The following is a 15,303-nucleotide window of genomic DNA, read 5'->3' as shown; positions in this document are numbered from 1 at the left end:
GTTATGCGTTCAGCGTTCGACATGATTTTAAGATAAGCTCTTTTATACTTAAGAGCAATGAGTTAAGCAGAAAGGAGCACAACCTTCATGATTACAAGAATCCTACAAATGCGAGCGCAGTCCCTATCACTACAAGAGATCGCTACAAGGTGCGAGATGACCATTGGCCAAGTGAGATACCAACTTCACAAATTTGGACTGAAGTCGCAGGCTAACAAAGAGAGCAGCAACGGCGTAGCAGAGGAGTCCTTCGTTAATTTGTTCATGGGAAAGGTTGTAAGCCCACCTTTTTATCCTGCTGTCTATCCATTGGAAACGGACAGAGGGGAGAGCTATACAACTCAGGCGAAAGATTTTTTAGCAGAACAAGCGCAGGGGAGAGCTGCCGATGATGAAAAACGAGTCCCTATCATAGCTGTTATCCCAACGGCACCTGATACTGTGTATATCCATTGGTATATTTCTAAATATCGCCTGCATATGATTGCAGGGTACCTAAATGAAGATTGGGCGAATATTACACAAGGAATTCGTCTTTATGAAGTGGAGGAAAGCATGTCATCTAGTAGGGAAGTGGGGTATAAAGACGTGTACATGAAAGAAGAAGCAGAATCTTGCTATGTTGAACATTTGCAAACCGGCAAACAGTATGTAGCAGAATTTGGGCTTTATGCTTCTGGCCAATTTTGTCCGATCATGCGGTCTGAAGGCGTGACATTGACAGCTTACCGGTACGCTGCATGGTAAAGAATCAGGGGAGGGCACCCCCGATGTCTAGAGAAGAAATAGAGAATACATACATTTATTAAAGGCGGCCAGCGTGCCGCTTTTTTATTTGTTTATGTGCTAAAACCTTCTATCCTACTATTTCCCTTCATAAAGTATAAATGGAGTATTTGACCCGACTATTACTTGTCTAGTGTGGAGGGAATCAAATGGAAAAACAGATTATTTTTGGAACAGATGGCTGGAGAGCTGTGATGGCAGATCAGTTTACGATGGAAAATGTACGGACAGTGGCAAAAGCAATTGCCTGTTATACAGAGGAGAATGGATGGATAGATCGGGGAATAATTGTGGGCTATGATACTCGTTTTATGGGACGAATGTTTGCCCAAGAGGTTGTACGTGTGTTGACAGCTCACAGCATTCTTTCTTTTTTGGTAAGTGAGCCGACACCAACCCCTGTCGTTGCCTTTGGGGTAAAGCATTTTGGAGTAAGCGGGGCGGTGATGTTGACAGCTAGTCACAATTCCGCAGAATACAATGGAATCAAATATATTCCCGAATATGCAGGGCCAGCTTCTCCTGATATTACCCAACGTTTAGAGGTATTGATTCAACAGATTGAGGTGAGTGGAGAACAGGTACAGACACGCTCCATCGAGGAGGCTAAAAATGGTAAGCTATATCAACCCATTCACTTGAAGCCTCACTATGAGGCGCACATTCGCAGGCTTATTCGAATGGATGTATTACAGCGAGCAAACCTAACTGTAGTCGTAGACGCCATGCATGGGGCAGGGAGTGGGTATATGAGTGCTCTATTACAGGAGGCTGGAGTTACGGTTAAAAGCATCCGTGAAGAAAGAGATCCGTTATTTGGCGGAGGTCTACCAGAGCCAAATGAACATCATTTAGCAGAATTGTCTCGTCAAGTGTTGGTCGAGAATGCGGATTTGGGTGTAGCCAACGATGGAGATGCAGATCGGTTTGGAGTCGTGGATCGACAGGGGAGGTATCTATCTCCAAATGAAGTGCTTACGCTACTGACTTATCATATGGTTAAAAACCGAAATGGTCAGGGTAAAGTCATTCGGACGGTAGCAACCACTCATCAACTAGATCGCATTTGTGAACATTATGGATTGGAATTAATCGAGACACCTGTTGGGTTTAAATATATTGGGGCACAAATGCTCAGAGGCAATGTGCTTATTGGCGGTGAGGAGAGCGGAGGAGCGAGTATTCTGGGGCATATTCCTGAGAAGGATGGAATCTTAATGAATTTATTAATTGCGGAAATGTGTGCAGTCGAGGGGAAGAGCTTAGACGAGATTAAAGCGGATATCCACGGCCAATTTGGACGTATGTATAGTAGTAGGCTAGACATTCGCTTTAAACAAAAGGAAGCTTTTTTACTTCGTTTTAAAGAGAAGCCTCCACACACGATCGCCGGGTATGCGGTCGAAGCTATTCATACACAGGATGGGTTTAAGCTCTTACTAGAAGGTGGACACTGGGTATTAATACGCCCATCTGGCACGGAGCCATTATTACGGATTTATTGTGAGGCAACGGGGTCAGAAGAGTTAGAACGGCTGAAAGAGGCTGTGAGGGATTGGTTTGAGGAAACTAATTAATTGACCAAACAGAAGCTTTTAACCACAGATAAGAAAAAATGATTTGAAAGAAACCGGCTTCTAGTGAGTTGGTTTTTTTCTCATGTCAGTAAAAAGTATGCAGGTCAAATGAAATGCATGGCGAAAAGTTCTTTCTAGAAAAAATTACTCTGATAAAAGGAACAATGTTTCTCGCATCTTTCTTTGTTACAATAACAGTTAAGATGTGAAGATGAAGAGAGGGTACCGATGAAATTGGAGCAGGTTCTTTTAGAACGTTTTTTAGAAGAAGTAGTATTGGACTCACCTTCTCCCTATGACCCTGTTCAAGTCCTTTATGCTCCTCATCCCTGGGAGATTGTTGGAACTGGTAATTACGCAGGTGTATTCTGTCATCCTGACTATCCTGACGTTGTTGTTAAACTATATGCACCAGGAAAGCCAGGAATTGAAGAAGAGAGTGAGGTATATCGTCGGCTAGGTGAATCAAAGTATTATCCGATTTGTTATGAGAAGGGGGAAAATTATCTAGTAATCAAGCGTATGAGAGGAATCTCGTTGTTTGATTGTGTACGCTATGGAATCCCTATTCCTGAAAATGTAATAAAAGAAGTAGACGAGGCACTAGATGAAGCGAGAGCGAAGGGATTATACCCTCAAGATGTGCATGGTAAAAATGTTCTGATGTATCAAGGACATGCCTATATCATAGATGTGAGCGACTATATCCATCCGGGGGAAGATCGCAAATGGAAGGATATTAGAAGTGCCTATTATCGTATTTATTACCCTTATCTTAAAGATCGGCGTATCAAAATTCCATTGTGGACGCTTGATCTGGTACGCAAAGGGTATCGCTTTTATCGGAAGCTGAAAGGTTTGACTTCCATGAAACATAAAGAAAGACATAAAAAGAGCTCTATCTAATAAACAAGCAGGAAGTTATTGAAAAAAATTGCCCAACTGATTTTGCCTGTGGTACAATTTGCGGTGTTACTCTACGCCATTTATGTAAGGAGGCTGTTATGTATATATACTACATAATTGCGCTCGCGGTTATTGCCTTGGATCAATGGACCAAGCATCTCGTGGTGAAGTACATGGAATATGGAGAATCAATTCCGTTGATTGAAAATGTGTTCCACCTAACTTCACACCGTAATATGGGTGCTGCGTTTGGCATGCTCCAGAACCGTCGCGTGTTCTTTATTATTATCACTACGCTAGTTGTAATTGGGATTATCTATACTCTTTACAAACAAGGAAAAAGCAATCCGCGTATGTCCATTGCCTTATCACTCGTATTGGGTGGAGCCATCGGTAACTTTATTGATCGGGTTTCAACGGGACAAGTAGTGGACTTTTTACACGCTGTCATTATCAACTTCCCAATCTTTAATGTAGCCGATATGGCAATTACATTTGGTGTGGCCGTGATGCTGATTGATATTTTTATGGAATCTCGCAAGCCATCACATTCTTCCAGCAAGTAAGAGCATACTACAATTAGAATGAATACATTTAGGAGCTTATAGATGACAGAGCAAACTTTTGAACGTTATGATTGGACAGTGGAAAAAGAAGAAGCAGGGGAACGCATTGATAAATTTTTGACCATGCAAGAAGGAGAATGGTCTCGTTCTCAAGTACAAGCATGGGTAAAAGATGGAAGAGTTACGGTCAATGATGCTCCGATTAAAAATAATTATAAGGTAGCAGTGGATGATGAGATCAGTTTGCGTGTGCCACCTCCAAAAGAGTTGAAGATCGAAGCGCAAGAGATGGATTTAGATATTGTCTATGAAGATTCTGATGTCGTGGTTGTAAATAAACCACGTGGTTTAGTCGTGCATCCCGCGTTGGGTCATTATACAGGAACGTTAGTAAATGGCCTCATGTACCATTGTAAGGATTTATCTGGCATTAATGGTGTGATGCGCCCAGGTATCGTTCATCGTATTGATAAAGACACATCTGGGTTATTAATGATTGCCAAGAACGATAAGGCTCATGCGAGTTTGGCTGCTCAATTAAAGGAACATACCGTTAATCGTAAATATGTGGCGCTTGTTCACGGGGAAATCCCACATGAGATGGGAACTATTGATGCGCCAATCGGACGCGATCCCAAAAATCGTCAACAGATGGCAGTTGTTTTTGGTAATAGTAAGCCTGCTGTGACGCACTTTGTCGTGCTGGAGCGGTTGAAGGATTTTACCGTTGTGGAATTAAAGCTAGAGACAGGACGCACTCATCAGATACGTGTTCATATGAAATATATTGGCTATCCGTTAGCTGGTGATCCAAAATATGGACCTCGAAAAACACTGGATATCAATGGTCAAGCCTTGCATGCGAAAACACTAGGATTCATTCATCCAAGTACAGGTGAATACATGGAATTCGAGGCACCAACGCCAAAGGAATTGCAAGCAGAGATTCAGTTCTTACGTGAGCAAAAAAGTTAAATGTGTTGACAGATATAAAAAGGTATGACATAATCATTCGTAACAAAAGGTAACCTTTAAATCCAGTCCCGTGAGGCTGGCAAGGGCGACGGTGAATAACGTAGATATGGTTGGGATAATTATGCCCTTCTTTATGTACGCACGAAGCTTCTTGTCAGTGAGACAAGAAGCTTTTTTTGTGTGTCAAACCACCAAGAAGAACACAAGCTAGCAGATAGTAGCCTCCCGTGTCTTGTAAAGGTCATCTACTTCTGCTGAAAGGAGCAACTCCAATGAACGAAAAAAGCATTATGATGGATGAAGCAGCTATTAGACGAGCCTTAACTCGCATTGCTCACGAAATTATTGAACGTAACAAGGGCGTAGAGGACTGTGTGATCATCGGCATTAAAACTCGCGGTATTTATTTGGCAGAACGCTTAGCCAAACGAATCGAGCAAATTGAGAATGTACAGCTTCCATTTGGTGAATTGGACATTACCCTGTACCGGGACGATTTGACACACAGGTCATCGGAAGCAATTGTTCATGGTGCGAAACTACCTGAGATTACAGGAAAAAAGGTCATCTTGGTGGATGATGTGCTGTATACAGGTCGTACTGTCAGAGCTGCTCTGGATGCCTTAGTGGATCAAGGACGCTCGACGATGATTCAACTCGCTGTATTAGTGGATCGTGGACACCGTGAATTGCCCATCCGACCTGATTATGTGGGCAAAAACATGCCAACGTCCCGTTCTGAAATTATTGCTGTACAATTACAAGAAGTAGATGGAACGGATAAAGTTTCGCTGATGCAAAAAGAAGAATGAATCGACAACTATATATCGCCTCTTTAAGGCTAATCCCGTGAGGTTAGCAAGGGGACACGATCTAACGCTGGAGGTATGCGTACCTCTGTGCTTGGACCTGCCTCTTTGTGTACACACGAAGAGGTTTTTTTGTGCAAAAAATACCAGAAAGCAGGGGAGATAATGAGCAAACAAGACTTTGTAGACGTACATGAAACACCAGCTTTGACTCGTTTATTACCACTTAGTATTCAACACCTATTCGCAATGTTTGGCTCCACAGTACTAGTCCCAATCTTAACCGGTTTAGATATATCAGCTGCATTGATCGCGAGTGGTTTAGGTACTCTAATTTTCATGATGATTACAAAAGGAAAAATTCCTAACTATCTTGGATCTTCCTTCGCTTTCATCGGACCAATCATTACGGTGACTGCAACATACGGGCAAGGAGTTGCCTTATTGGGCTGCTTTTTATCGGGTCTGGTATATATGCTAGTAGCAGCAATGGTACGAAAATTTGGGGTAGGCTGGCTAGATCGATTACTCCCTCCAGTTGTGATTGCATCCATCATCGTGGTTATTGGTTTGAGCTTGGCCGGAGTAGCTGTCGATATGGCTACAAAAGTAACAGTAGAGGGAAAGTCAGTAATCTCGCTCACTTCTATTGAAATCTCTTTAGTTTCACTGCTGGTAACAATTATCGCTGCGGTTATGCTACGTGGATTCTTATCACTGATTCCCATCTTGCTTGGAATCATTGGTGGATACGGCTATACAGCCCTACGACATGCTGAATTGATTGACTGGGCTTCCATTACAAATGCCCCACTTTTCATCAGCTTACCGGAAATGTTTACGCAACACTTGCATGTAGGCTTGCTAACAACTGCCATGATGGATAAAGGAGCATGGTTGTCGGCCCTAATTATTGCACCGATTGCATTTGTCTCCTTAACAGAACATCTGGGTCATTTATTAGTAACAAGTAAAATTATGAATCGTGATTTAATGAAGGAACCTGGCTTGCACCGAAGCTTACTAGGTGATGGTGTAGCTACCGCGGTTGCCGCCTTTATCGGTGGACCACCTAGTACGACTTATGGCGAGAACATGGGTGTTCTAGCAATCACCCGAGTCTATAGTCGAGCAGTCATTGGCCTAGCGGCAGTGTTCGCGATCTTATTCTCCTTCTGTGGAAAAATTAGCGCGTTTCTCTTAACCATTCCAACGCCGGTACTTGGTGGAGTCTCGATCGTACTGTTCGGGATTATCGCATCCCAAGGGTTCCGGATGTATGTTGAAAATAAAGTAGATTTTTCAAATAAACGTAACATGATTATTGCCGCCTCCATTCTAGTAACAGGAATCGGTGGATACAAAATTAGCTTTGAGGGAGTTACCTTCTGGCAAAGCTTCCTGACGAACTTAACGATTGATAATGTAGCATTTGCTACTTTCATAGGAATTTTCCTACATGCGATCTTACCTGGAAAAGAATCTGCGATGGGTGAGGCGCACAAGGATCAAGTAGAGTCGGCAGCATAAGCATTATGACAGACCAGACAGGCGAAGGAGTGGAGGATAATGAAGAATCTGCTGGGAATAAAAAACCTTAGTAAAGGTGATATCGAAGCAATCTTGCGAGAAGCGGAATACTTTGCAGCAAGGCCAAACGAAAATATCAATCTATTGCAGGGACGATTCATAGCTAACCTATTTTTCGAAGCAAGTACGCGAACCCGCTTTTCCTTTGAAGTAGCGGAAAAACGTTTGGGTGCTCACGTATTGAATTTTAGTGATAGCAGCTCTTCCACTACCAAAGGTGAGACAATCTATGATACTTTGCGAACACTTGAATCGATGGGGGTAGAGACAGCTGTTATTCGCACAGGACAAAATGGATTATTCACTGAGCTTGCTAACGAACAAAACTTGAACATGCACCTTGTAAACGCAGGGGAAGGCACGATGGAACATCCAACTCAATGCTTACTGGATTTACTGACAATGAAGCAGCATCACGGGGGCATTCAAGGGTTACAGGTAGCGATCATTGGTGATTTGCGCCATAGCAGAGTGTTCGGTTCGCACTTGGATGCACTACCTAAGCTTGGCGCTAAACTTATGATTTCAGGACCAGATCAGTTGTTGCGTGATCAGACAGCCTTGCCAGAAGGTGTAAGAGTGGTGGGGATGGAGGAAGCCATAGCAAAAGCGGATGTGGTAATGATGCTACGGGTACAACTAGAACGTCATACTGGTCAGCTCTTTTCATCCAAGGAAACGTATCATCAGGCTTATGGACTTACGTTGGAACGAGCTGCCATGATGAAGACAAATGCAATTATTATGCATCCGGCTCCTTTTAATCGAGGAGTGGAGATTGATGGACAACTGGTAGAAAGTAAGAAGTCGGTTATTTTCCCCCAAGTTACAAATGGGGTGGCTGTACGCATGGCCGTAATCGCTAAAATGATGACAGGAGGAATGAGCACATGGGAATCATCCTTAAAAATGGCAAACTGCTAAACGAACAAGGTGAACTTTCGATCAAGGATTTGTTAATTGTAGAAGATCGCATTGTTAAAATCGAGAGTAACATCGAGGTAGAAGCAGATCATGAAGTGGTGGAATTGAATGGACACTTCGTAGCCCCAGGTCTAGTGGATGTACATGTGCATTTCCGTGAGCCAGGATTTGAAGCTAAAGAAACGATTGAAACGGGAGCACGTGCAGCAGTGGCGGGTGGCTACACCACGGTATCCTGCATGCCAAATACACGCCCAGTGATCGACAGTGTTGAAACCGTAGAATTCGTCCTCAATAAAGCAAAGCAAGCGAACATGGCACGTGTTTTGCCTTACGCTGCCATTACAGTACGGCAACTTGGTTTAGAGCACACAGACTTTGCGGCCTTACAACAAGCCGGAGCCTTTGCCCTGACTGATGATGGGGTAGGAGTGCAATCTACTAAAATGATGGTAGAAGCAATGAAACGGGCTAAAGCATTAGGAATGTCCGTCGTTGCACACTGCGAAGACAACGATTTGTTGCCTCCGGGTGCGGCTTTACATGACGGGGTGACAGCAGCCAAGTATGGGCTACCAGGTATCCCGTCTGCATCAGAATCCGTGCATGTCGGCCGAGATATTCTACTAGCAGAAGCAACGGGGGTTCACTATCATGTATGTCATATCAGCGCAAAAGAATCGGTGCGCCTTGTACGCGATGGTAAACGTGCAGGCATCAACGTTTCAACGGAAGTAACTCCACACCATCTGTTGTTATGTGATGAGGATATTCCAGACAGTCTAGATTCTAACTGGAAAATGAATCCACCACTTCGCTCCCGTGAGGATCGTGAAGCTTTGATCGCTGGACTAAAAGAAGGAAGCATTGACATCATTGCTACCGATCATGCACCACATACATCAGAAGAAAAAGCAAAAGGATTGGAGCGTGCTCCATTCGGAATAGTCGGACTAGAAACGGCATTTCCACTCCTTTATACGCATCTTGTAGAAAAAGGAATTTTAACTCTTGCTGAGTTGGTAGACAAAATGGCTACAAAACCAGCCGAACTGTTTGGACTACCCTATGGAAAATTAGAAGTAGGAGCAATTGCTGACTTGGCAGTATTTGATCTTACGACTGAGAGAAGCATTAATCCCGATCATTTTAAAAGTAAAGGCAAAAATACACCATTTGCTGGTTGGGTATGTAGGGGATGGACTGTACTCACGATGGTAGATGGAGAAATTGTATACAACAACAAGTAGGGATAAGGGGGATAACGGCATGAAAGCACGTTTGATATTAGAAGACGGAACGATTTGTATAGGGAAAGCGATGGGGGCCACCAATGAAAGCATTGGTGAGGTGGTATTTAACACTGGATTGACAGGCTACCAAGAGGTATTATCCGATCCTTCTTATTGTGGACAGATCGTCGTCATGACGTATCCCTTGATTGGTAACTATGGGATTAACCGCGATGATTTAGAAGCGGTTCGTCCGTTTATCCATGGCTTTGTTGTACGAGAGCATTGCGATATGCCAAGCAATTGGCGCTCGACACAAACCTTAGATGAACTATTACAGGCCTATGAAATTCCGGGTATTTCAGGTGTAGATACACGAATGTTAACACGTAAAATCCGTCATTTTGGAACCTTGAGAGGATTAATCACTACCAGCGAGCGACCAGCCGAGGAATTGATTGCTCAGTTGAAAAGTACGGATGTAATGACCAATCAGGTTGCCCAGGTATCAACAAAGAGTATTTACTCAAGTCCAGGTAGTGGTGACCGTGTGGTTTTAGTAGATTTTGGTTGCAAGCATGGCATTATGCGGGAATTATCCAAGCGAGGATGCGACATGGTAGTGGTTCCACATAACGTCACTGCAGATGAAATTCGCCGACTGCAACCAGATGGCATATTGCTGTCAAACGGCCCAGGTGACCCTAAAGATGTACCGCAAGCTATTCAGATGGTGAAAGAAATCCTTGGTGAATACCCATTATTTGGAATATGTTTAGGTCATCAGCTGTTCGCTCTTGCAAGCGGAGCTGACACGGAAAAATTGAAATTTGGTCACCGTGGAGGCAATCATCCTGTAAAAGAATTGCTAACCGGACGTACATATATCACGTCCCAAAACCACGGCTATGCTGTAAACGAATCTTCTATTATCGGAACAGAATTAGAAGTAACACATCTCGCGCTTAATGACGGTACCATTGAAGGATTGCGTAATGCTGAAAAGCAAGCTTTCTCTGTTCAATACCACCCAGAAGCAGCACCTGGTCCATACGATTCAGGCTATTTATTCGACCAATTCTTAGACATGATGAAACAATCCAAGGGGGAGAAATGGTATGCCAAAAATAGATAATCTGAAAAAAATTCTGGTGATTGGCTCTGGTCCTATCGTAATTGGACAGGCGGCGGAGTTTGACTATGCAGGAACGCAAGCCTGCGAAGCATTAAAAGAAGAGGGGATGGAGGTGGTTCTAATCAACTCCAACCCAGCTACGATTATGACGGATACCAATATGGCTGACAAAGTATACATTGAGCCAATTACACCTGAGTTCGTAGCTCGGGTCATTCGTAAGGAAAAACCAGATGGATTGTTACCAACATTGGGCGGACAGACAGGATTAAATATGGCAGTAGCTCTAGCAGACATGGGTGTACTTGAAGAAGAGAATGTAAGGCTATTGGGAACAAAACTGACCTCAATTAAACAAGCGGAAGATCGCGACTTGTTCCGCTCTCTTATGCAAGAGCTAAATGAACCAGTACCTGATTCCGCGATTGTTAGTACGGTGGAAGAGGCGCTTGATTTTGCCAATGAAATTGGGTACCCAATCATTGTTCGTCCCGCCTACACGCTCGGTGGAACAGGCGGAGGTATTTGTGAAGATGAGGCTTCGTTGATCGAAATCGTCACAAGTGGTTTAAAATACTCCCCGATTACTCAATGCTTGGTTGAAAGAAGTATTGCAGGAATGAAAGAAGTAGAATATGAAGTGATGCGTGATGCTAACGACAACTGTATCGTAGTCTGCAACATGGAAAATATTGACCCAGTTGGTGTACACACAGGTGATTCTGTTGTTGTCGCTCCAAGTCAAACGTTATCTGATCGTGAATATCAGATGCTGCGCTCTTCTGCATTGAATATTATCCGTGCCTTACAAATTGAGGGTGGATGCAATGTTCAGTATGCGCTCGATCCCGTTAGCTTTCAATATTATGTCATTGAGGTAAATCCACGTGTCAGCCGTTCCTCGGCATTAGCGTCCAAAGCCACAGGATATCCGATTGCTAAAATGGCGGCAAAAATCGCTATTGGCTATACCCTAGATGAGCTAAAGAATCCGGTAACTGGCCAAACCTACGCTTGTTTTGAACCAACCCTAGACTATGTAGTTAGCAAAGTTCCTCGCTGGCCTTTCGATAAATTTCAATCAGCCAATCGCCGTCTTGGTACGCAGATGAAGGCAACGGGCGAAGTCATGGCGATTGGACGTAGCTTTGAAGAATCTATGATGAAAGCGATCCGCTCCTTAGAGATCGGAAGCTACCATTTGGAAATACCAGAGGCAAAAGAGCTTACTGATGAAGAATTAGAACAACGTCTGGTGATTGCAGATGATGAACGCCTTTTCTTACTAGCAGAAGCGATGCGCCGTGGCTATCATATCTCACGAATTCATCAGTTAACCAAGATTGATCTTTTCTTCTTACACAAATTCTGGAATATTGTTGCTTATGAAACAACACTAGCCGAATCTGGCTTGACTCAGGAAGCTCTGTATGAAGCAAAGCGACTTGGCTTTACCGATCGGAAAATCGCAGAATGTACGGGACAAAAAGAAGAGGAGATTTATAATCTACGTACACAATGGGGAATGAAGCCTGTATATAAAATGGTAGATACTTGCGCTGCCGAATTCGAAGCGCAAACACCGTACTATTACTCGACCTACGAGCAAGAAAATGAATTTGTTGATACAGGTAAAAAACGCGTAATCGTGCTAGGCTCTGGTCCAATCCGCATTGGGCAGGGAATTGAATTCGATTACTCTACAGTCCATGCGGTCTGGGCTTTGAAAGAGGCTGGATACGAGGCCATTATTGTCAATAACAACCCTGAGACGGTATCGACAGACTTTAATACCTCTGACCGGCTTTACTTTGAACCTTTGTATATAGAGGATGTCATGCACATCATCGACCAAGAGAAACCAGAAGGTGTCATTGTTCAGTTTGGAGGACAAACAGCGATCAATCTTGCTGATAAGCTTGCTAAACGTGGTGTCAAAATCCTGGGTACAAGCCTAGAAAATATTGATGCAGCTGAGAACCGTGAGAAGTTTGAAGCTCTGCTGCGAAAGCTTGATATAGCTCAACCACCTGGGAAAACAGTGACCTCTGTAGAAGAAGCTGTGGTTGCTGCTGACTCATTAGGCTTCCCTGTGCTAGTTCGCCCTTCCTATGTATTGGGAGGACGAGCGATGGAAATTGTTTATAACGAAGAAGAGCTAATCTCTTATATGAAAAAAGCAGTAAAAGTGAATCCAGAGCATCCTGTACTAATTGATCGCTATATGCTAGGGATTGAGGCAGAAGTAGATGGGATTTGCGACGGAGAGAACGTTTTGATTCCAGGTATCATGGAACACATCGAGCGTGCAGGGGTTCACTCAGGTGACTCTATTGCAGTATATCCGCCGCAATCCTTATCAGAGACAGTGAAGACAGAGATCATCGACATGACTACAAAGCTAGCGCGTGCTCTCTGCATCAAGGGCTTACTCAATATCCAGTTTGTCATCTATAAAGGCAAGCCTTATGTCATCGAGGTCAACCCACGCAGCTCCCGTACAGTTCCATTCTTGTCTAAGGTAACAGGAATTCCAATGGCGAACATTGCGACGAAAGCCATTCTTGGTTACAGCATTCTCGACCAAGGATTTACTACAGGCTATCATCCTGAAGAAAAGATGGTTTCTGTAAAAGTTCCTGTCTTCTCCTTCACAAAACTACGCCGTGTGGACATCACTTTAGGCCCAGAGATGAAATCCACCGGGGAAGTAATGGGACGTGAGACTACCCTAGCTAAAGCTCTTTACAAAGGTTTGCTAGCGGCTGGCATGAATATTCCAACCAAAGGAACTCTTTTGGTAACAGTAGCTGACAAGGATAAGGAGGAAGCGTTGTCGATCACAAAGCGTTTCCAACAGCTTGGTTTTAATCTACTAGCGACGGATGGAACTGCTGACTACTTAGAGCAGGCAGGCTTATCGGTCCGTCGTGTACAAAAGCTATCGGAAGGCACTCCGAACTTGCTAGATGAAATCCGTACAGGTCAAGTAAATCTTGTGCTTAACACCTTAACGAAAGGCAAAACACCACAGCGTGATGGGTTCCGCATTCGTCGTGAGGCCGTGGAGAACGGGGCAGTATGTCTGACATCTCTGGATACAGCAAGCGCTATCTTGCATGTATTGGAAACAATCACATTCTCTACAGAGGCAATGCCGAAACAACAGATGGGAAAGGTACTGGCAACACAGTAATAGAAAAATTGAGTTGACTTAGAACGGGGACGTGCTTATCAAGAGCACTCCCTTCCTGTATGTGGACAATGAGTGGACAACAAAGGAGAGGAGTTTCACACATGGAATCATCCTTAACTCAAAATCATTTGTTATGTAAAGCGGACGAACGGATTATTCTAGCGCTGGATTTTCAAACAAAAGCAGAGGTAATGAACTGCCTTGCTAGCTTAGAAAATCAGGTACGCTACGTGAAAGTTGGCTTGGAGCTTTTTTATGCAGAAGGATCAGCAATTGTATCACTATTGAAGGAACAGGGATTAAAAGTGTTTGTTGATTTGAAAATCCATGATATTCCCAATACTGCTAAAGGCTCGATGAAAAGTTTAGCTAAGCATGGCGCTGATATGGTGAATCTGCATGTAGCAGGCGGCCTAGCTATGATGGAAGCGGCACGAGAGGGATTGGAGCAAGGCGTCTCTGCCGGTAGTAAATCCCCATTACTGATCGGTGTAACCATGCTGACGAGCAGCAGTCAGCAGATGATGAATGAACAAATTCTCATTCCTGGTAGATTGGACGAGACGGTTTCTCACTATGCATCCTTGGCATGTCAAGCAGGTCTGGATGGCGTTGTTGCTTCTCCCTTGGAAGTACCAATCATTAAACAAGCTACTAGAACGGATTTTTTGACCGTAACACCAGGAATTCGTACCGTTGGATCTGCTTTTGGCGATCAAACACGAGTAACTACCCCAGCAAAAGCATTTGAACTGGGTACAGACTATATCGTTATCGGGAGATCCATTACGCAGGCTGAAGAACCAGCCAAAGTATGGGCTGACATGATGGTAAGTATACGGGAGGGAAAATAGATGAGTACAACAATTGCAAAACAAGTAGCACAGCATCTCTTACGAATTGGAGCTGTACATCTTCGTCCAGAAGAACCGTTTACCTGGACATCCGGGATTATATCTCCCATTTATTGCGATAACCGTATTACAATGACGTACCCAGAGGTTCGTAGCTATTTAGCAGATGCTTTTGTTCAGGTAATTCGTGAGCGTTTTCCTGAAGTAGAAGTTATTGCTGGTACAGCGACAGCAGGAATTCCTCATGCAGCATGGATTGCTGATCGTATGGGGTTGCCAATGATTTATGTCCGTGATAAGGCAAAGGGTCACGGTCGTCAAAATCAGATTGAAGGGCATATTGCTGCTGGTCAAAAGGTAGTCGTTATTGAAGATTTAATTTCTACAGGTGGAAGCTCCATCAAGGCAGCAAAGGCTGTTGAATTGGAGGGAGCTGAGGTATTGGGAGTAGTCGCTATTTTTAGCTACCAATTTGCCGATGCAGAACGTGCTTTTACAGAAGCGAACTATCCATTACACACGTTATCCAACTATACAGCACTATTAGAGCAAGCAAAAGATAATGGAACAATCAGTGCTGGACAAGAAAAAGTTTTGTCTCAGTGGAAGGAAAAGCCGCACACGTTTTATAAGGAGCAGGTTTTAAAAACAGAATAGGTTTTAATACAAAAGGACAGTTTTCGAAATGGAAAAAGCTGACGCCCAATGAAGGTTGGGGTCAGCTAATGTCCTAACGAACAGACTTTTCTTGTT

13 protein-coding genes are annotated in these 15,303 nt (G+C 43.7%); all 13 read left to right on the top strand.

Annotation, left to right across the window (positions count from 1 at the left end):
- Positions 1-87: 87 nt before the first annotated feature.
- The 13 genes from BrL25_RS02715 (at position 88) to pyrE (ending at position 15,207) form a co-directional block, all read left to right on the top strand.
- Positions 88-747 carry a DUF4912 domain-containing protein gene (locus BrL25_RS02715; protein WP_018671822.1) on the top strand — a complete coding sequence of 220 codons (660 nt, stop codon included), beginning with the start codon at positions 88-90 and terminating at the stop codon, positions 745-747.
- A 188-nt stretch (positions 748-935) separates the two neighbouring features.
- Positions 936-2,363, top strand: coding sequence for a phosphoglucomutase/phosphomannomutase family protein (locus tag BrL25_RS02710; RefSeq protein ID WP_018671821.1), 1,428 nt, complete (start codon positions 936-938; stop codon positions 2,361-2,363).
- A 228-nt stretch (positions 2,364-2,591) separates the two neighbouring features.
- Positions 2,592-3,269: a serine/threonine protein kinase gene (locus BrL25_RS02705; RefSeq protein WP_018671820.1), complete on the top strand. Its 678-nt coding sequence runs from the start codon at positions 2,592-2,594 to the stop codon at positions 3,267-3,269.
- Positions 3,270-3,367: 98 nt separating this feature from the next.
- Positions 3,368-3,835, top strand: a complete 468-nt coding sequence (gene lspA / locus BrL25_RS02700; protein ID WP_018671819.1) for a signal peptidase II — start codon at positions 3,368-3,370, stop codon at positions 3,833-3,835.
- Between the two features lie 42 nt (positions 3,836-3,877).
- The gene (locus tag BrL25_RS02695; protein ID WP_018671818.1) at positions 3,878-4,810 is read left to right on the top strand and encodes an RluA family pseudouridine synthase; all 933 of its coding nucleotides are present in this window, start codon (positions 3,878-3,880) and stop codon (positions 4,808-4,810) included.
- 272 nt (positions 4,811-5,082) lie between these two features.
- Complete coding sequence (gene pyrR, locus BrL25_RS02690; protein ID WP_018671817.1) at positions 5,083-5,622, top strand: bifunctional pyr operon transcriptional regulator/uracil phosphoribosyltransferase PyrR; 540 nt, start codon at positions 5,083-5,085, stop codon at positions 5,620-5,622.
- A 162-nt stretch (positions 5,623-5,784) separates the two neighbouring features.
- Positions 5,785-7,149 carry a solute carrier family 23 protein gene (locus BrL25_RS02685; RefSeq protein ID WP_026315169.1) on the top strand — a complete coding sequence of 455 codons (1,365 nt, stop codon included), beginning with the start codon at positions 5,785-5,787 and terminating at the stop codon, positions 7,147-7,149.
- A 39-nt stretch (positions 7,150-7,188) separates the two neighbouring features.
- Positions 7,189-8,133 (top strand): aspartate carbamoyltransferase catalytic subunit, encoded by a 945-nt coding sequence (locus BrL25_RS02680; protein ID WP_018671815.1) that lies wholly within the window; start codon positions 7,189-7,191, stop codon positions 8,131-8,133.
- On the top strand, positions 8,100-9,383 hold the full coding sequence (locus tag BrL25_RS02675) for a dihydroorotase (RefSeq protein WP_018671814.1): 1,284 nt from the start codon (positions 8,100-8,102) through the stop codon (positions 9,381-9,383). Before BrL25_RS02680 ends, BrL25_RS02675 begins: the two co-directional genes overlap by 34 nt.
- A gap of 19 nt (positions 9,384-9,402) precedes the next feature.
- Positions 9,403-10,500: a carbamoyl phosphate synthase small subunit gene (locus tag BrL25_RS02670; protein ID WP_018671813.1), complete on the top strand. Its 1,098-nt coding sequence runs from the start codon at positions 9,403-9,405 to the stop codon at positions 10,498-10,500.
- A complete protein-coding gene (gene carB, locus BrL25_RS02665; RefSeq protein WP_018671812.1) occupies positions 10,484-13,696 on the top strand; it encodes a carbamoyl-phosphate synthase large subunit in 3,213 nt (1,070 codons plus the stop codon). Before BrL25_RS02670 ends, carB begins: the two co-directional genes overlap by 17 nt.
- A gap of 101 nt (positions 13,697-13,797) precedes the next feature.
- Entirely contained in the window at positions 13,798-14,550 is a 753-nt protein-coding gene (gene pyrF, locus BrL25_RS02660) for an orotidine-5'-phosphate decarboxylase (RefSeq protein WP_018671811.1), read from the top strand.
- The gene (gene pyrE, locus BrL25_RS02655) at positions 14,551-15,207 is read left to right on the top strand and encodes an orotate phosphoribosyltransferase (RefSeq protein WP_018671810.1); all 657 of its coding nucleotides are present in this window, start codon (positions 14,551-14,553) and stop codon (positions 15,205-15,207) included.
- Positions 15,208-15,303 lie beyond the last annotated feature (96 nt).

This window comes from Brevibacillus laterosporus DSM 25, assembly GCF_002706795.1.
Taxonomy (GTDB): domain Bacteria; phylum Bacillota; class Bacilli; order Brevibacillales; family Brevibacillaceae; genus Brevibacillus_B; species Brevibacillus_B laterosporus.
The sequence above is the reverse complement of the archived record's forward strand: the minus strand, read 5'-3'. Positions and strand labels throughout refer to the sequence as shown.